Source organism: Amycolatopsis sp. NBRC 101858, assembly GCF_030269325.1.
Taxonomy (GTDB): Bacteria; Actinomycetota; Actinomycetes; order Mycobacteriales; family Pseudonocardiaceae; genus Amycolatopsis; species Amycolatopsis ponsaeliensis.
In genome coordinates, this window is the sequence record NZ_BSTD01000002.1 from 154,194 (window position 1) to 171,246 (window position 17,053).

Below are 17,053 nucleotides of genomic sequence, written 5' to 3' on the forward strand. Positions count from 1 at the left end.
TCGCGCCAACTACGCCATCTGCACCGTTTCCCGCACGCGTCTGCTGGGCACCTCCCGGTAGATGTGAAAGGGGTTCACGATGCCGCGCACCCGAGCGCTCGTTCTGCTGGCCGTCCTCGCGGGCGCGTCCCTCACCGGCTGCAAGGTGCCCGACGGACTCGCGTCCGGCTCACCGAGCGGGCCGCAGTCCACCGGGACCGCCGCCGCGCCGCCGATCGCGCCCGGCGAGGCCAAGGCGCAGCTGGCGCAGCTCAAGGTCGCCGTGCGCGGCACCATGGACGGCTACAGCCGCGAGAAGTTCCCGCACTGGGACAAGGTCGACGGCGCCTGCGACACCCGCGAGCAGGTCCTCAAGCGCGACGGCAAGGACGTCACCACCAACTCCGACTGCGCCCCGAAGTCGGGCACCTGGGTCAGCGCCTACGACGGCGAGACCTGGACGAAGGCGTCCGATGTGGACATCGACCACATGGTGCCCCTCGGCCAGGCCTGGGTCAGCGGCGCCAAGTCGTGGACGCAGGAGCGCCGCGAGCAGTTCGCGAACGACCTGATCCGCCCGCAGCTGCACGCGGTCACCGACAACCTCAACGAGCAGAAGAGCGACAAGGCGCCGGACCAGTGGAAGCCGCCGCTCGTCTCCTACTGGTGCACCTACGCCACCGACTGGATCGTGGTCAAGAGCAACTACGGCCTCACGATCACCGTCCCCGAGAAGACGGCGCTGGAAACCATGCTGCAGCACTGCTAGAACGAGCGCGCCGCGGCGATCGCCTGCCCGGCGTAGGACCGTCCGAACAGGACGGTGTGCACCAGCAGCGGGAACAGCTGGTGCAGCCCGATCCGCCCGGCCCAGCCCTCGGCCAGGGGTGCGACCTCCTCGTACGCGCCCAGCACGGTGCCGAGGTGCGGGCAGCCGAACAGGTGCAGCATCGCCAGGTCCGTCTCGCGGTGCCCGCCGTGGGCGGCCGGGTCGATCAGCCACGCCTCGCGGCCGTCCCACAGGACGTTGCCCGTCCACAGGTCGCCGTGCAGGCGCGCCGGCGGCTCGGCCGACGCCGGGATCCGGTCGCACGCGCGCTCGAACACCGCCGCGTCGGCCGCGTCGAACGTCCCCGCGTCGACTGCCCGCCGGACGTAGGGCAGCACGCGGTCCGAGGCGTACCAGGACGCCCAGTCGTCCGCGGGGACGCAGCCCATCGGCGCCAGGCCGATCCACGCCTCGGCGGGCCCGCCCGGGGGAGCGGCGCCGAACGCCGGCGCCCCCGCCGCGTGCAGGCGCGCCAGCCCGCGCCCGAGCCGCTCGGCCGCGGCCGCCGAAGACCGCCCCGAAAGCACGCGGTCGACCACCAGCCAGTGGTCGTCGTGGCCGGCCACGGACGGCACCGGCACCGCCTCCGCGGCGGCCAGCCAGCGCAGGCCCGCCGCCTCGGCCGCGGTCGCGCCCGGCTCGTGCCCGCGCTTGACGACGACCACCCGGCCGTCGTCGAGGACGGCTTCGCGGAGGTATCCCGGCATCGGGCGCCACTCGGTGACGGTGTGCCCGGTGAGCCGGGCCACGGGCTCGGTCATGTCCCGCACGGTACCGGCGCGCTACCGTGGGCCGGTGCAGGATTTCGAACGGGTGCTCGGCGAGCTGGCGGACGTCGAACGGTCCGAGGCCCGCGACTACTCGTCGTTCAGCGTGCGCGGCAAGCGGTTCGGGTACTACTGGCCGCGGACGCGGACGCTCGGCCTGAAGCAGACGATCTCCGAACAGCTCGCGCTGGTCTCCGAACGCCCCGACGTCTTCGAAGTGCAGTTCACCGCGGGCGGCTTCGGCTGGGTGGTCGTGTACCTCGACGGCGTCGAGCCCGACGAGGTCGCCGAGCTGATCTACGAAGCCTGGCGGCTGTCCGCGCCGGAGGAGCTCGTCGCCGAAGTCCCCTTCACCAGGATCGCCCGGGCGTAGAGCAGGTCGAAGCCCTGCCGCTGGACGTTCTGGTGCGACTTCGACCCCGGCTGCGTGGTGACGACGGCGACGTCGCACCCGGCCGCGGCGGCCGCTGTGAGCCGCGCTCGCAGCAGCGCCGTCTGCACGCCGCGACGGCGGTGGGCCGGCACGGTCGCCGCGCCGGTGAACTGCGCGATCCCGTCGGTGACGCGGAAACTCGCGCCGCCCGCGAACTCGCCGCCGCGCCACGCCGCGTACCGCGTCACCCCGGCCATGTCCGCCATCGCGTCGATGACGGTCTGCCGCGGGAAGTCTTCGTGGGACGGCAGGCCTTCGGTGTCGGCGACGGCGACCGCGTCGGCGACCTCGGAGAGCCACCGCTCCAGCTCGTCGTCCCGGATGGGCCGGACGTCTTCGGGAAAGCCGGCGCCGGTGACCCGCCGGCCGAGCACGTTCTCGAACGACTCCAGGCGGTACCCGCGCTCGGTGAAGAACACGCCCAGCGCGGGGTCGGCGAGCTGGCACAGCTCGACCTGCACCGGCGCGCCCAGCTCGGCGAACGCGGCTTCGACCTCGTCGAGCGCGTCCGGCAGGCCGTCGAAGCCCAGCCCGGCGATCTTGTTGAACGGCGAGTCCGCCTCGGCGAAGCTCGCGACGCCGCCGGCGAGCGGTCGCGCGAACCCGATCGTGTCCCCGCGCCGCATCCGCGCGGCGTCGCTGCTTTCGGCGATCAGCCGTGCTTCGGCGCGTTCGATCCGTTCGGCCAGCGCCGTGTCGCAGAAGAGCCGTTCCCCGTCCATGTCCTCACCGTGCCGGACACGGACGGGGAACGAAACCCGATTTATCAGCCTTCGACGCGATGTGACGCCCAGAACGACGTCAAGTCGGTCGACCCGGCCGCCGCCTGCGCCGCGGCCTTGAACTCGGCCGTCGTGGACACGCCGTACCAGTGCGACTGCGCGTACGACTTCAGCAGGTTCGCCATCGCCGTGTCGCCGATGGTCCGCCGCAGGTCGTGCAGCGTGCACTTGCCGTAGTTGTAGACCACCGTCGAGTACCGGGACGAATGCGCGTCCCAGTAGGCCATCGAGTTGGTCAGCTTCTCCGCGCTCGACTGCCACGTGATGCCGCAGCCGCTGCCGGTGACCCCGCGGTAGAGGTCGGTGGCGTAGTCGGTGAAGCTCTCGTCCAGCCACGGGGAGTTGTACTCGTCGTCGCCGACGATCCCGTAGAACCACTGGTGCGCCAGCTCGTGGGGGAGCGCCGTGGTCGACACCAGGTCGAGCACGAAGCCCGGGTACTCCATGCCGCCGAACCAGAAGTTGTTGTCCAGCACGACGTCCACCTCGCCGTACGGGTAGTCGCCGAAGCGGCCCGAGTGGACGTCGATCGAGTCGGCGGCCAGCGTCAGCATCTGGTTCGCGCTGCTCGTGGAGATCCCGCTGACCGAGTAGACGTTCACCCGCACGCCCTTGCCGGACGTCGTGGTGATCTTCGCGAACGGCCCGGCGGCCCACGCGAAGTCGCGCACCTTGGCCGCGGTCGCGTGCGTGGTGGTCGTGCTGCCGCTGGTCGTCTCGGTCGACGTGCCGGTGGCCGGCGTCAGCAACGACGTCGGGTGCACGAGGGTGACGTCGAAGTCGCCGATCACGGTGTAGAACGACTCGCCGTTGTTGGTGTACGGGTCGAGGTGCCAGCCCGCGCCGTCACGAACCGCGAGCACCGGCAGCGCGTTGCCGATCATGTTGTACGCGCCGTCGTGGCCGAACCGGTCGGCGCCGCTGGGCACGACGATGCTCAGGTCGAACCCGATGGTCGCCGACTGGCCCTGGGCCAGCGGGCTCGGGAGCGTGATCTTCAAGGCCGTGCAGTTGACGCTCAGCGCGGACGCCGTGCCGCCGGTGACGTTCGTGACCGTGATCGGCGTCGTCGGGCAGCTGCCGTGGTAGTTGTCCCAAAGCCGCAGGTAGACCTCGGGCAGCGCGGTCGCCGAGCCGTTGGTGAAGCTCACGCTCTGGTGCCCGGTCCAGGTGGTGCCTGCCGTGTTCGAGGTCAGGTTGACCGTGTACGCCGGGTTGATCGGCGTGCGCGTGGAGTCCGCGGGCGCGGCCGTGATCGTCCAGGCGAAGGTGGCGCTGCCGCTGTTGCCGGCCGGGTCCTTGGCCGTGACGGTGACCGAGGACGTCCCGGCGGTGGTCGGGGTGCCGGTGATCTTGCCGGTGCTCGCCCCGATCGCCAGCCCGGCGGGCAGGCCGGTCGCGGTGTAGGTGAGCGCGTCGTTCTGCGGGTCGGTGGCCTGGACCTGCAAGGACACGGCCTGGCCGACGGCGCTGGACTGGGCGCCCGGCGAGGTGACGACCGGCGACTGCGGGTTGGACGTCCCGGTCGTGGTCAGCGAGAAGTCGTCGAGGAGGAAGTTGGTCGCGAGGCTCGAGTCCTCGGTGCCGGTGATCTTGAGCGTCACGGTCTGGCCCAGGTAGCGCGACACGTCGACGGTGCGCTGGACGTACCCGGTGTTCTTGTCGAGGTTCGAGTAGCTCGCGAGGGTGTCGGTACCCGCCTGCACCACCAGCTTGTCGTAGGCGGTGCTGGTCGTCGTCTCCTTGGTGTCGACGTGCGCCCACCACGAGAGCGACGCCGAAGCGCAGCCGGCGGGGAGCGTCAGCGCCTGGGACAGGGTGTCGGTGTGCGTGCTGCCGTACCCGTCCAGCCAGGCGTCCATCGTCCCGCCGTGCGCGGGCTCCGCCGAGGTGGCGGCGGAGATCACGCCACTGGACTGGGTCCACGGGGCGGTACCGCTCTCGAACCCGCCGTTGCCGACGACCTGGTCACCGCAGACCGCGGCGGCCTCGGCCGGCGCGGCGACGACGACTGTGCCCAGCAGGCCCACGGCCGCACTGAGCGCAGCAGAAAGCACCCTCGATCTCATGGGGGGAGTCCTTTCCCGGCCCCGTCCGTCGGGGCCAGGAGAAAGCGTGCGCTGCCGCCGGGGCGGCAACAACCCGCCATGAGTCGGGTTCCGCGATCAGGCCTGCTGGAGCACGTTGAGCAGGATGAAGAGCAGCACGAGGGCACCGACCACCGCGACCAGAGCCGACACCGCGGACCGGATCATCTCCCCGAACCCCTTGGCGGTGCGGGCCCGGTAGGCGGAGTAGTTGGAGCGTGCCTCGCGGGCGCTGTGGACGCGGCTGCCGACGAGCAGCCCCGCGGCCAGGGCGAGCAGAACGGCGAGGAAAACGGACACGAGAGATCCTTTCGGGGTTCGGGAACGAGGAACGGCCTCATTACTAGACCCGACGGACGTCGCGCGCCATGGCTTTTGGCAATCTCGTTTCCGGGCCGGTCGGCCCTGGTGGGACGCACGTCCCGCGTTCCTCGGAAGGCGGCGGTGGCGAGCCGACGGTATCCGTCGTCTTCCCTGTCACGCAAGGAGTTTTCGGTGGCTCAGCCCTCGGTCGCGAGTCCTTTGTGTCGTTCCCGCAATTCGCGCTTGACGATCTTTCCGCTCGGATTCTTGGGAAGCCGGTCCGCGAACACGACGTACTTGGGACATTTGTAACCGGCGAGATGTGCCTTTGCGTGGTCGACCACTTGCGCAGCGTCGAGAATGACGCCTTCGCGCGGCACGACGACCGCGGTCACCGCTTCGATCCAGTGTGGATGGCCGATCCCGAAGACGGCGACTTCGGCGACGCCGTCGAGCAGGTACAGCGCCTCTTCGACTTCGCGGCTCGCGACGTTCTCGCCGCCGGTCTTGATCATGTCCTTCTTGCGGTCCACGACGGACAGGTAGCCGTCCTCGTCGACGACGCCGAGGTCGCCGGAGTGGAACCAGCCGGCTCGGAAGGCTTCGGCGGTCTTGGCTTCGTCGCGGTAGTAGCCGAGGGTGGCGTGCGGGCTGCGGTGCACGATCTCGCCGATTTCGCCCGGGGCCACGGGGTTGTCCTCGTCGTCGACGATGCGGGTTTCGACGTTGAGCGAGGGCCGCCCGGCCGAGCCGGCGCGGTCGAGCTGTTCGTGCGGGCGCAGGATCGTGGCCAGCGGCGCCATCTCGGTCTGGCCGTAGAAGTTCCACAGCTCGACCTCGGGCAGCCGGCGGCGCAGTTCGCGCAGCACCTCGACCGGCATCGCCGACGCGCCGTAGTACCCCTTCCGCAGGCTGGAGAGGTCGGTCCGGTCGAAGTTTTCGTGGCGCAGCAAGGAGATCCAGACGGTCGGCGGCGCGAAGAGCTTCGTCGCGCGCTCCCGTTCGACGGCGGCGAGCAGCGCGGCGGGGTCCGGGCCGGGCAGGATCACGCTGGTGGCGCCGAGGTAGACGTCGACGGAGAAGAAGCAGTCCAGCTGGGCGCAGTGGTACAGCGGCAGCGAGTGCACCTCGACGTCGTCGGCGCTCATGCCGCCGTCGATGACGCACGAAACGTACTGCGCGAGCAGCGACCGGCTCGACAGCAGCACGCCCTTGGGGCGCGACTCGGTGCCGGAGGTGTACATGATCCGCAGCGGGTCGTCGTCGGCGACCAGGACGTCGGGTGCGGTGGTGTCCCCTTCGGACAGCCAGATGCCGATGTCCTCCCAAGCGCCACCGCCGCTCTTGGGGATGCGGCCTTTGACGACGTCGGGTCGCTCGGCCAGTTCGAGGGCTCGGGCGGCGGTCGGTTCGAGGGCGTCCTCGACGACGAACGCTTCGACTTCGGCGTGGCGGAGGATGTAGGCGATCTCGTCGGCACCGAGCATGAAGTTGACGGGCACGAGCAGCACACCGAGCTTGGCGGTGGCGAAGGCGAGGGCGCCGTACTCCCAGCAGTTGTGGCTCAGCAGCGCGAGCCGGTCACCCTTGCGCAGGCCTCGAGCGGTCAGGGCATGGGCGCAGCGATTGGCGGCGGCTTCGAACTCGGCGAAGGTGAGCTTGCGGTCCCCGTCGACGACGGCGAGCTTGTCCGGCAGCCGCAGCGCGGTGCGGCGGAGCAGGTCGCCGAGAGAGTGCTGCCGGGCCCGGTCGACGAGGTACTGATCCATCCCGGCAGTCTCGGCCGGGGCGCGGAAACTCGCAAGCGTCAGGCCCGCCGAAGCCATTCGGCGAGGGCGAGGTAGTCGGCGTCGGTGAGCCCGCGGCGGGGGTCGACCCGGTGAAGCAGGGCTTGTCCACGGTGGTGGGCCGCCACCCAGACGCGGTCCGTGCCGGTGATCTCGTCGTCGACCCAGGCGAACGGGCGCCCTCCGGCCCAGGCGACCAGGGTGCGGGTCTTCCAGTGCAGCCCGCGGCGTTCGTCTTGCTCGTCGCCATCGGACGGCTCGGGCCAGTCCACGAAGGCGAGCGGCGGCAGGCCGATGCGGGGTGCGATCGACTCGTTCGCGTCCGCCGTCCACGTCGTCGCCCAGACCAGTTCGCAGGGGAGCGCGGCGAGCCGAGGCCCGTGGGCCGGGTCGAGCCGGTTCAGGAGCGGGTGCGCGTCGGGCGTGAGGTCGTCCCCGTAGGACGGATAGCTTCCTGCGCCGAAGGGGAGGAGCGGCCCGTCGACGTCGAGGAAGAGCAGGGGCAGCTGGTCTGCGCTGGACACCGTCGCACCGTAGCTGTCAGCCGGGCAGCTTCTCTTCGTGAGTTCAGCGGGCGCTGTCGTCGATCTGCACGGGGTAGCCGGCGCGCAGGACGGCGATCGTGGCCGGTGGGGTCAGGACCGGGACGGTTCCTGCCCTGGGCAGCTGCTGCTTGCGGCCGTAGCCCGTGGTCGTCCAGGTGGTGAGGTGCCCGTCGAGCTTCAGTTCCGGGTCGGGGCCGCGGAGCACGAAGACGCCGTCCGGGAGGTCGGCCCAGCTCAGCTCGTGGAGCCGGCGCGTGTGGGTGCCGCGGACCAGGCGTTCGGTGTGCAGCCGACGGTTCATCGCGGTGGCCGAGGGCGGGCCGGGCCAGGCGTCGCGGTAGGCGGTGTACGCGGGGCGGCGGCATTCCCCGCAGGGCCGGTGCCCGGCGGCGAACGAGACGGCTTCGTCGTGGAAGTAGAGGTGCGTGTAGCGGTTCGGCAGCCACTGCTCGCGCCAGCGGTCGTTGAAGCTGAGCGCGCAGGTGATCCACAGGTCGCCGCCGTGGAAGCGGACGATCTCGTGGCCCCGGTGCAGGACGCCGCGGTTGCCGGTCCAGGCGCCGCGCAGCGGGATGTCGACGATGTCCCCGGCGGGGGTCACACGGTTGCGCATGGGGAGAGCTTGCCGGAGTGGCGGGGCGGGCGGGCGCACCGCAGAATGCGCGCATGCAGCCGACGCTCGTCCGGGTGGCGCGCCTGGCCGACCCGGCCGGACCCGCCGACGGCGTCCGCGTGCTCGTGGAACGGCTCTGGCCCCGCGGGCACGCTCGCACGGCGGTGGTCCTGGACGGCTGGTACCGCGGCCTGGCCCCGTCCGACGAGCTGCGCACCTGGTACGGCCACGACCCCGAGCGGTTCGCGGAGTTCGCCGAGAGGTACCGAGCGGAACTGCGGGAGCCGGAGCGAGCGGCGGCACTGGAGCGGCTGAGGGGGCTGGCGGCGGGCGGACCGGTGACACTGCTGACGGCGAGCGGTTCGCCCCCGATCAGCCAGGCGGCGGTGCTGGCGGAGATACTGACCGGCGAGGAGTGACGGGCGCGATCCGCGGGCTGCCGTGGTCGGCGCGAGCTGCGGCCGTGGCCCGCGCGCTGGTCGGCGGGGGTTGGCGGCGTGTGGTGGCCGGTGAAGTCGCCGTAGTGAGCCACCGGCCGCCCACCGCACGCGATGATCGCCGGCGATGTCCGGGACCACCGTTCCGCCGCGGCCCCAGCCGGTTATGTCCGCGGCCCGCCGTCCGACCCACTGGCCGTCGTGGTCACCGTTGCGGTCGCCGTCCCCAGCGTGTCGTGGCGGGCGGTCAGCGTCAGCGTCCCCGGGGGGCCCGCGAACGGCCGCAGCCACACCGCCGCCGCGCCGCCCGTCGCGCCCAGGTCCATCGTCGGGTCGCCGACCAGCTCGCCCGGGCCCGTCAGCGCCAGCGTCACCGTGCCGGTCGCGCCCGCTCGCAACGTCCCGAACCGGTCCAAAGCCGACACCACCACCCGGGTCGCGTCGCTGCCGTCCGCGCTCAGCTGCGGGTCGTCCGGGACGCACGCCAGCACGTCGCGGCTCCGGTCGCCGCTGAAGCGCCGGGACAGCACCAGCCGGTCGCCCACATACCCGTCGATGCGCAGCTGGGGACGCTGGCCGCGCGGCATCGTCAGATCGGCGGCGAACGGCGGGTGCCGCAGGTGCGGGAACTCCGCCCGCCGGCTGCGCGCCGCACCGAACGGCCGGTCGTCCAGGAACAGCTCGAGCCGGTCGCAGTTGGACCAGATCGTCGCGGCGCGGCCGGGTCCGGTCGGGGACGCCGTGAAGTCCCACGCGAACCCGGGCTCCACGACCGCGCGCGCCCGCGGGTCGCCCTGGGAGGCGTAGAACGCGGCCGCGGGCTTCGGGATCCGGAAGAAGTCCGACACGCCGCAGAACTTCGACCCGCCCATCGAGCGCTGCCAGCCCGACGGGTAGTCGAACGCGCACCACGCGAGCAGCCCGCAGTAGCGGTCGTCGGCCGCGGCCAGGTCGTGGGCCTTCGCGTGCAGCTCGGCCTGCAGCTGCTGGGTCGCGGCGGGATCCGTCCGGCGGTACGCGCGGGCGCCGGCCAGCGTGCCGATCGTCTCCGTGACCAGGTACGGGACCCCTGCGCGCGGCGGCGGCCGCAGCTGGAAGGGCGCGCCGCGGCGGGCCGTGTAGTCGTTGTAGGCCAGGACCTCGACGTCGCTGCCGGCGAACCGCGCGCCCGTCGAGCTGGCCAGCGCGCCGCTCGTCGGGCGGGACGGGTCGAGCTTGCGCGCGAGCCGCCCGGTCCGGCCGTACATCGCCGTCGTGCCGTTCGCCTCGTTCACGCGGGTGCCCCACACGACGATGCTGGGGTGGTTGCGGTCCCGGGTGATCATCCCCGAGACGTCCCGGAAGTTCTGCTGCTGCCAGGCGGCGTCCCCGATCCGGCCCCAGCCCGGGATCTCCTCCCACACCAGCAGGCCCAGCTCGTCACACGCGTCGAGGAACGCGCTCGACTGCGGGTAGTGCGAGCAGCGGACCATCGTGCAGTTCAGCTCGCGCCGCAGGATCTCGGCGTCGCGCCGCTGGACGCGGTCCGGCATCGCCCCGCCCGCGAACGGGTACCACTGGTGCCGGTTGAGGCCGACCAGCTTGAGCCGCCGCCCGTTGAGGAAGAAACCGTCCGGCGTGAACGCGGCTTCGCGGAACCCGACCCGCACGACCTGCTGGTTGAGGGCCCGCGGCCCGGACCGGACGCTCACCACGACATCGCAGAGCGCCGGGTCCTCGACGTCCCACAGCCGGACCGCGCCCAGCCCGCGGACGTCGAACTCGACGGTCCTCGTGCCGACCGGCATCGGCGCCACGTCGGTACTGCCGCGTGCGATCTCCCGCCCGGCCTGCCGCACGGACGCGGTCACCTGCACCGGCTCCGCGATCGCGACCGTCGTGTCCAGTTCGCACGTCAGGTGCAGCGACCGGGCGGGCCCCAGGACGTCGACCGGGCGGGCGAAGACGTCGGCCAGCCGGGTCCGCGGCACGGTGCCGATCGAGGCCGGCCGGTAGATCCCGGCCGGCTGGTAGAAGTCGATCGCCGACGGGCCGGACCCCGGCAGGTTGGGCGGGACGTCGAGCTGCCAGCGCCCGTCGACGACCACGGCGAGGACGTTGTCGCCCACGGTGACCTGCGGCAACTCGACTTCGAAGGGCAGGTAACCGCCTTCGTGGGTCGCGACGAGCATGCTGTTGAGGTAGACCTCCGCGTTCGTCATGACGCCGTCGAAGCGGGCCCGGACGCGGTCGGCGGTCATCGTCGCCGTGACGGTGAAGTGCTTGCGGTAGATCCACCGGTCCTGCCACGACGACGGCTGCCAGCCGGTCCACGAAAGCGGCGTCACGCAGTGGGGGAGCTGCACCGGAGAGAGGTCGATCTCGTCGAATCCGAGGTCCGCGCACCCGTCCTCATAACGCCCGAACAGCCAGAAATCACCCAGCCGCACGGCATCCGGGTCCGGCTCGCCGAGCCCGGCCGACCCGGCGACGGTCGCGACGGCGGCCACCCCGAGCAGCGCGGCCCCGCTCGCGGCGAGGAACCCGCGCCGCGAGACGCGTGCCTTCTCCTCGCCCATCGACGACCTCCGTGCTCGGTGCCCCACCCGGGGAATCGCGTCCGACGGCTAAGACGTCACAAGCGAGCGAAGGGTTGGCTCTCAGCGCAGAGTAGAGGCCCGGACCACCAGTTCGGGGGTGAAGACGACCTGCCGGTGCTCGTGACCCGGCTCGGTCTCGGCCAGCAGCAGCTCCGCCGCCGTGCGGCCCAGGCGCCGCCGGGGCTGGCGGACCGAGGTCAGGGGGACCGCGGCGGCCGCCGCGAACTCGATGTCGTCGTAGCCCACGATCGCCATGTCGTCCGGGACTCGCATGCGCAGGTTCGCGCAGGTCTGCAGCAGCCCGAGGGCCACCAGGTCGTTGGCGCAGAACGCCGCGGTCGGGCGGATCGAGGCCGGCAGCCCGGCCAGCCGCTCGCCCGCGCCGCGGCCGTCGGCCACGGTCAGCGCCGTCGTCGTCAGGTCGACCAGGTGGTCGGGCCCGAGCCCGGCCGCGCGGAGGGCCTGCACCGCGCCCAGCCGCCGGTCGCGGACCTGGCCGACCGTCGTGTGGTTGCCGATGAACGCGATCCGGTCGTGGCCCTGCTCGATCAGGTGCCGCACGGCGACCTCGCCGCCGTAGACGTCGTCGACCGCGACCGAGCAGTGCGCGGTGCCGCCGGGCGTGCGGTCGACGACCACCACCGGCGTCCCGCGGTGCGCGATCTCGCCCAGCAGCGGGGCGTCCGGGTCGACCGGCGTGATGAGGATGCCCTGCACCCGCTGCTGTTCGAGGCGGCCGAGGTAGGCCGCTTCGCGCGCGGGCTGGTGGGCGCTGTTGCAGAGGAACAGCGAGAGGTCACCGGCGTCGGCGGCGTCTTCCATCCCGGCCGCGACGTCGGTGAAGAACGGGTTGCTGCCGTCGAGCATCACGTACGCCAGCACGCGGCTGCGCCCGGCCCGCAGCTGCCGAGCGGACTCGTTGCGCACGAACCGGAGCTCGGCCATCGCGGTCTCGACCTTCGCGCGCGTGGCCGGGCTGACGCGGTCGGGCCGGTTGAGCACGTTGGAGACCGTGCCGAGGGAGACGCCGGCGGCCGCGGCGACGTCCTTCATGCCGGCCGCTTTCGGCTCGGCACCGGACTCCTGGACCGTCATGGAACCCCCTCATTGAAACGTAACATCGCCACGAACAGTCCGGCCTTGAAGACGTTCGGCCACGGTTCGGTGGATTCATTGACTTGCTCTTCGCTCGCATAGTAGCGTCACCGCACCAGATTTGTGAAACCTTTCAATCCGGAGGTCGCGATGACGCGGCAGGACTCGGACCGGCCGCCTCTGCTGGAGGTGCGGGGCGTGACGAAGTCGTTCGGCGCCGTCGCGGCGGTCGCCGGGGTGAGCTTCGGCCTGTACCCCGGCGAGGCCCACGCGCTCGTCGGCGAGAACGGCGCCGGCAAGTCCACGATCGTGAAGATGCTGGCCGGAGTGCACAAGCCCGACGACGGCACGCTGCTGCTGGACGGGCACCCGGTGGAGTTCGGGTCGCCTGCCGACGCCAAGGCCGCCGGGATCGCGGTGATCTACCAGGAACCCACGCTGTTCCCCGACCTGTCGGTCGCCGAGAACATCGTGATGGGCCGCCACCCGCGCAAGAGCATGGGCCGCATCGACCGGGCCGCGATCCGCGCCGAGGCCGAGCGGCTCTTCACCCGGCTCGGCGTCCGGATCGACCCGGGCCGCCCGGCGCGCGGGCTGTCCATCGCCGACCAGCAGATCGTCGAGATCGCCAAGGCGCTCAGCGCCGACGCCCGCGTGCTGGTGATGGACGAGCCGACCGCCGCGCTGAGCCGCGTCGAGGTCGAGCGGCTCTTCACCGTCGCGCGGACGCTGCGCCAGGAAGGCGCGGCGATCATGTTCATCTCGCACCGCTTCGAGGAGATCACCGAGCTCTGCCAGCGCGTCACCATCATGCGCGACGGCAAGCACGTCTCCACCGACCTGCTCGAAGACGTCACGGTCGACGACATGGTCAAGCGGATGGTCGGCCGCGACCTCGACGCGCTGTTCCCCAAGCAGGACGTCGAGCCCGGCGCCGTCGTCCTCGAGGTCGAAGGCCTGGCCCGCGAAGGCGTCTTCCGCGACATCTCCTTCTCGGTGCGCGCGGGGGAGATCGTCGCGTTCGCCGGGCTCGTCGGGTCCGGGCGCTCGGAAGTCGTCCAGGCCGTCTTCGGCGTCGACGAACGCGACGCCGGGGTCGTGAAGATCGGCGGCAAGAAGCTCAAGGCGCACTCGTCGCGGGCCGCGATGGCCGCCGGGATGGCGCTGGTCCCCGAAGACCGGCGCCAGCAGGGCCTGATCATGGACCTCTCCATCGAGCGGAACGTGACGCTGCCGCGGTCGCGCGCCCTGGCGAAGCTCGGCTTCCTGACCGGCGGGAGCGAGCGGCAGGAGGCCCGGCACTGGACCGAGCGCCTGCGCACCAAGTACCGCCGCCTCGGCGACCCCGTCGGCACGCTCTCGGGCGGCAACCAGCAGAAGGTCGTGCTCGCCAAGTGGCTCGCGATGGCGCCGAAGGTGCTCATCGTGGACGAGCCGACGCGCGGGATCGACGTCGGCACGAAGGCCGAGGTGCACCGGCTGATGTCGGCGCTCGCGGCCGAAGGCGTCGCGATCGTCATGGTGTCGTCGGAACTGCCGGAGGTGCTCGGCATGGCCGACCGCGTCCTCGTCATGCGGGAGGGCAGGCTCGTCGCCGAGCTCTCGCGCGCCGACGCGACCGAAGACGCCGTCATGTTCGCCGCGATGGGCCAGGGGGCCGCCGCATGACCGTCACCAAGGAGGCACCCGTGGCCGGCGAGCCGACCGTCCACACGCGACGCTCGTGGACCGCGAACGTGTTCAAGGCCCGCGAATCCGGCATCGTCCTCGCCCTGATCGTCCTGGTCGCCTTCACCGCGACGCAGAACTCCCGGTTCCTGTCCGGCCAGAGCGTCCGCGACATCCTGCTGGGGACCGCGATCCTGGCGGTGCTCGCCGTCGGGCAGGCGATCGTGATGATCACCCGCAACATCGACCTGTCCGTCGGCTCGGTGCTCGGCCTCGCCGCCTTCGCCGTCGGCTCGCTGATGCGCGACAACCCCGGCCTGCCGGTGATCGTCGCGCTGCTCGCCGGCCTCGGCGTCGGCGCGGTCTGCGGGCTCGTGAACGGCGCGCTGGTCCGGTTCGGCCAGGTACCCGCGCTGGTCGTCACGCTCGGCACGCTCTACGCCTACCGCGGGGTCAGCTACTTCTGGGCCGGTGGCCAGCAGATCAACGCCGACAAGCTGCCCGCGTCCTTCCTCGACTTCGGCACCGCGTCGGTGCTCGGCGTGCCGTGGCTGGTGCTCATCGCCCTGGTGGTCCTGGTCGTCGCCGGGATCGTGCTGCGCAGCTACCCGGCCGGGCGCGAGCTGTACGCGATGGGGTCGAGCCCGCAGGCAGCCCAGCTGGCCGGCATCCGGGTCGGCCGCAACACCACCGCGGCGTTCCTGGTCAGCGGTGCGCTCGCCGGCCTGGCCGGGGTGCTGTTCGCGGCGCGCTTCGGCACCGTGGACGCGGCCGCCGGCACCGGCTACGAGCTGAACGTCGTCGCCGCGGCCGTGGTCGGCGGGGTCGCCGTGTTCGGCGGCAGCGGCTCGGTCTGGGGCGCGGGCCTCGGCGCGTTGCTGCTGACCGTGATCGGCAGCGCGCTGGCCGTGCTCGACATCAACCAGTTCTGGCAGCAGGCGATCGTCGGCGCGCTGATCCTGCTGGCCATCGGCGCCGACCGGCTGGTCGCCGTGCGGGTCGCCAAGGCACTGAAGAAGAGGGACTCCCATGTCTGACCAGGGGAACCGGCTCGGCCGGCTGCTGAGCTGGGACGCCGCCGTCGTCCTGGTGACGGTCATCGTGCTGATCATCGCCTCCGGTGCCGTCGAGAACTTCGGCACCAGCCGCAACTTCACGTTCCTGCTGCTCGACCTGCTGCCGATCGCCCTGGTCGCGCTGCCGATGACGTTCATCATCGTGACCGGCGAGATCGACCTGTCGGTGGCGAGCACGCTCGGGCTGACGTCGGCGGTGATGGGTTCGCTGTGGGACGCGGGCCTCTCGATCGAGACGATCATCCCGCTCTGCATCGTGCTCGGCGGGATCCTCGGCGCGCTGAACGGCTTCTTCGTCACCGTGCTGAAGCTGCCGTCGCTGGCCGTCACGATCGGCACGCTGGCGCTCTACCGCGGGCTCGCGTTCGTCGTCCTCGGCGACGGCGCGGTGGCCGACTTCCCGCGGGCCTACACCAGCTGGGTCACCGGGACCCTCGGCGACGGCCCGATCCCGAACGTGCTCGTCCCGCTGATCGTGGCGGCGCTGATCTTCGGCGTCGTGCTGCACGCGACCCCGATCGGCCGCGGCGTCTTCGCGGCCGGCGCGGGTGAGCAGGCGGCCCGGTTCGCCGGCATCCGCACCGGGCGGCTCAAGTTCTGGCTGTACGTCGTGAGCGGCGCGGTCGCCGGGATCGCGGGGGTCCTGTGGACCCTGCGCTACTCCAGTGCCCGCGCCGACAACGGCTACGGCCTCGAGCTCGCCGTCGTGGCCGCCGTGCTGCTCGGCGGCGTGTCCATCTTCGGCGGCAAGGGCACGCTGCCCGGCGTGCTCGCCGGAGTGGTCCTGCTGGCGTCCCTGCAGAACGCGCTGCGCCTGCAGGACGTCTCGAACGAGGCCCTCAACATCGTGACCGGCGTGCTCCTCATCGTGTCGGTCCTGCTGCCCAACATCGTCTCCTCGGCTCGGACGGCCTTGCGCCGCCGGAGTCGAGCGACTGCTCCGGTATCCCCAGAAAGGTGACGAAGATGTCCCGACGGTTCCTCACCGGCGCAGTGTCGGCCGGGCTGGTGCTCGTGCTGGCCGCCTGCGGCGGCACCACCAAGGACGACAGCAGCGGCTCCGGCGCGCAGCAGTCGACGGCCACGGCGAACCCGAACGCCGCGGCCAAGGAAGGCGTCAAGATGGCCTTCCTGCCCAAGCAGCTCAACAACCCCTACAGCGACATCGAGGTCAGCGGCGGCAAGGAGGCGCTGGGCGAGCTGAAGGGCGAGTACAAGCTGGTCGGGCCGAACGACGCCAGCGCGTCGTCCCAGGTCAGCTACATCAACACGCTGATCCAGCAGCAGCAGGACGTCATCGGCATCGCCGCGAACGACCCGAACGCCGTCTGCCCGTCGCTCAACCAGGCCCGCAGCGCCGGCATCAAGGTCGTCGCGTTCGACTCCGACGCCGCCAAGGACTGCCGCGACGTCTTCATCAACCAGGCCACCACGCAGGGCATCGGCGAGGCGCTGGCCAAGCAGGCCAAGGACCTCTCCGGCGGGTCCGGCGAGATCGCGGTCCTGTCCGCGACGCCGAACGCCACCAACCAGAACGCCTGGATCGAGGTCCTCAAGAAGGAGCTGGCCAAGCCGGAGTACGCGAACATCAAGCTGGACAAGGTCGCCTACGGCAACGACGACGACCAGAAGTCGTTCCAGGAGGCCCAGGGCCTGCTGCAGTCGTTCCCGAACCTCAAGGTGATCGTCTCGCCGACCACCGTGGGCATCGCGGCCGCCGCGCGCTACGTCAGCACGTCCAGCTACAAGGGCAAGGTCGCGGTGACCGGGCTCGGCACGCCGAACCAGATGCGTGCCTTCGTCAAGGACGGCACCGTGAAGCAGTTCGCGCTGTGGAACCCGGCCGACATCGGCTACCTCGCCGCCTACGCGGGCGTCGCGCTCAAGTCCGGCCAGATCAGCGGCAAGGAGGGTGAAACGTTCAAGGCGGGCAAGCTCGGCGACTACAAGATCGGCGCGAGCGGCGAGATCGTCCTCGGCCCGCCGACGACGTTCGACGCGAACAACATCGACAAGTTCAACTTCTGATCAGCCTCCGCGGCCGGGCCGGATCGCCGCCCCGGCCCGGCCGCG

At 71.6% G+C, this 17,053-nt stretch carries 16 protein-coding genes; 7 read left to right on the forward strand and 9 right to left on the reverse strand.

The features are described from left to right. Nucleotides 1-79: 79 nt before the first annotated feature. Nucleotides 80-748 (forward strand): HNH endonuclease family protein, encoded by a 669-nt coding sequence (locus QSK39_RS13930; protein ID WP_285478146.1) that lies wholly within the window; start codon nucleotides 80-82, stop codon nucleotides 746-748. Here the strand turns inward: QSK39_RS13930 and QSK39_RS13935 are convergent. Then, complete coding sequence (locus QSK39_RS13935; protein WP_285478147.1) at nucleotides 745-1,569, reverse strand: fructosamine kinase family protein; 825 nt, start codon at nucleotides 1,567-1,569, stop codon at nucleotides 745-747. The two genes, QSK39_RS13930 and QSK39_RS13935, sit on opposite strands and share 4 nt — an antisense overlap. On the opposite strand from QSK39_RS13935, the gene QSK39_RS13940 reads away from it, so the two are divergent. After that, entirely contained in the window at nucleotides 1,568-1,948 is a 381-nt protein-coding gene (locus QSK39_RS13940) for an MmcQ/YjbR family DNA-binding protein (RefSeq protein ID WP_285478148.1), read from the forward strand. The two genes, QSK39_RS13935 and QSK39_RS13940, sit on opposite strands and share 2 nt — an antisense overlap. On the opposite strand, the gene QSK39_RS13945 is transcribed toward QSK39_RS13940, so the two are convergent. The 6 genes from QSK39_RS13945 to QSK39_RS13970 form a co-directional block, all read right to left on the reverse strand. Beyond that, nucleotides 1,873-2,730, reverse strand: coding sequence for a GNAT family N-acetyltransferase (locus QSK39_RS13945; protein ID WP_285478149.1), 858 nt, complete (start codon nucleotides 2,728-2,730; stop codon nucleotides 1,873-1,875). The two genes, QSK39_RS13940 and QSK39_RS13945, sit on opposite strands and share 76 nt — an antisense overlap. 44 nt (nucleotides 2,731-2,774) lie before the next feature. Then, nucleotides 2,775-4,847 (reverse strand): putative Ig domain-containing protein, encoded by a 2,073-nt coding sequence (locus QSK39_RS13950; protein ID WP_285479902.1) that lies wholly within the window; start codon nucleotides 4,845-4,847, stop codon nucleotides 2,775-2,777. A gap of 108 nt (nucleotides 4,848-4,955) precedes the next feature. Beyond that, nucleotides 4,956-5,177: a hypothetical protein gene (locus tag QSK39_RS13955; protein WP_285478150.1), complete on the reverse strand. Its 222-nt coding sequence runs from the start codon at nucleotides 5,175-5,177 to the stop codon at nucleotides 4,956-4,958. Between the two features lie 200 nt (nucleotides 5,178-5,377). After that, nucleotides 5,378-6,949, reverse strand: coding sequence for an acyl-CoA synthetase (locus QSK39_RS13960; protein ID WP_285478151.1), 1,572 nt, complete (start codon nucleotides 6,947-6,949; stop codon nucleotides 5,378-5,380). A gap of 38 nt (nucleotides 6,950-6,987) precedes the next feature. Further along, nucleotides 6,988-7,491: an HAD domain-containing protein gene (locus QSK39_RS13965; RefSeq protein ID WP_285478152.1), complete on the reverse strand. Its 504-nt coding sequence runs from the start codon at nucleotides 7,489-7,491 to the stop codon at nucleotides 6,988-6,990. 43 nt (nucleotides 7,492-7,534) lie between these two features. Next, complete coding sequence (locus QSK39_RS13970) at nucleotides 7,535-8,125, reverse strand: hypothetical protein (protein WP_285478153.1); 591 nt, start codon at nucleotides 8,123-8,125, stop codon at nucleotides 7,535-7,537. A 53-nt stretch (nucleotides 8,126-8,178) separates the two neighbouring features. Here QSK39_RS13970 and QSK39_RS13975 point away from each other — a divergent pair, with 53 nt between their 5' ends. Beyond that, entirely contained in the window at nucleotides 8,179-8,544 is a 366-nt protein-coding gene (locus QSK39_RS13975) for a DUF488 domain-containing protein (RefSeq protein WP_285478154.1), read from the forward strand. Between the two features lie 182 nt (nucleotides 8,545-8,726). On the opposite strand, the gene QSK39_RS13980 is transcribed toward QSK39_RS13975, so the two are convergent. Both QSK39_RS13980 and QSK39_RS13985 read right to left on the reverse strand, forming a co-directional pair. Then, nucleotides 8,727-11,120: a glycoside hydrolase family 2 protein gene (locus QSK39_RS13980; protein WP_285478155.1), complete on the reverse strand. Its 2,394-nt coding sequence runs from the start codon at nucleotides 11,118-11,120 to the stop codon at nucleotides 8,727-8,729. 81 nt (nucleotides 11,121-11,201) lie between these two features. Next, nucleotides 11,202-12,236, reverse strand: coding sequence for a LacI family DNA-binding transcriptional regulator (locus QSK39_RS13985; RefSeq protein ID WP_285478156.1), 1,035 nt, complete (start codon nucleotides 12,234-12,236; stop codon nucleotides 11,202-11,204). A gap of 150 nt (nucleotides 12,237-12,386) precedes the next feature. Here QSK39_RS13985 and QSK39_RS13990 point away from each other — a divergent pair, with 150 nt between their 5' ends. Genes QSK39_RS13990 through rhaS form a run of 4 tightly spaced genes read left to right on the forward strand, consistent with a single transcriptional unit; the run spans nucleotide 12,387 to nucleotide 17,008 of the window. Next, nucleotides 12,387-13,904, forward strand: coding sequence for a sugar ABC transporter ATP-binding protein (locus tag QSK39_RS13990; RefSeq protein WP_285478157.1), 1,518 nt, complete (start codon nucleotides 12,387-12,389; stop codon nucleotides 13,902-13,904). Further along, nucleotides 13,901-14,941 (forward strand): ABC transporter permease, encoded by a 1,041-nt coding sequence (locus QSK39_RS13995; RefSeq protein WP_285478158.1) that lies wholly within the window; start codon nucleotides 13,901-13,903, stop codon nucleotides 14,939-14,941. The genes QSK39_RS13990 and QSK39_RS13995 overlap by 4 nt, the downstream gene beginning before the upstream one ends. Then, nucleotides 14,934-15,941 (forward strand): ABC transporter permease, encoded by a 1,008-nt coding sequence (locus QSK39_RS14000; RefSeq protein ID WP_285478159.1) that lies wholly within the window; start codon nucleotides 14,934-14,936, stop codon nucleotides 15,939-15,941. The genes QSK39_RS13995 and QSK39_RS14000 overlap by 8 nt, the downstream gene beginning before the upstream one ends. A 5-nt stretch (nucleotides 15,942-15,946) precedes the next feature. Then, nucleotides 15,947-17,008, forward strand: coding sequence for a rhamnose ABC transporter substrate-binding protein (gene rhaS, locus QSK39_RS14005; RefSeq protein ID WP_285478160.1), 1,062 nt, complete (start codon nucleotides 15,947-15,949; stop codon nucleotides 17,006-17,008). Nucleotides 17,009-17,053 lie beyond the last annotated feature (45 nt).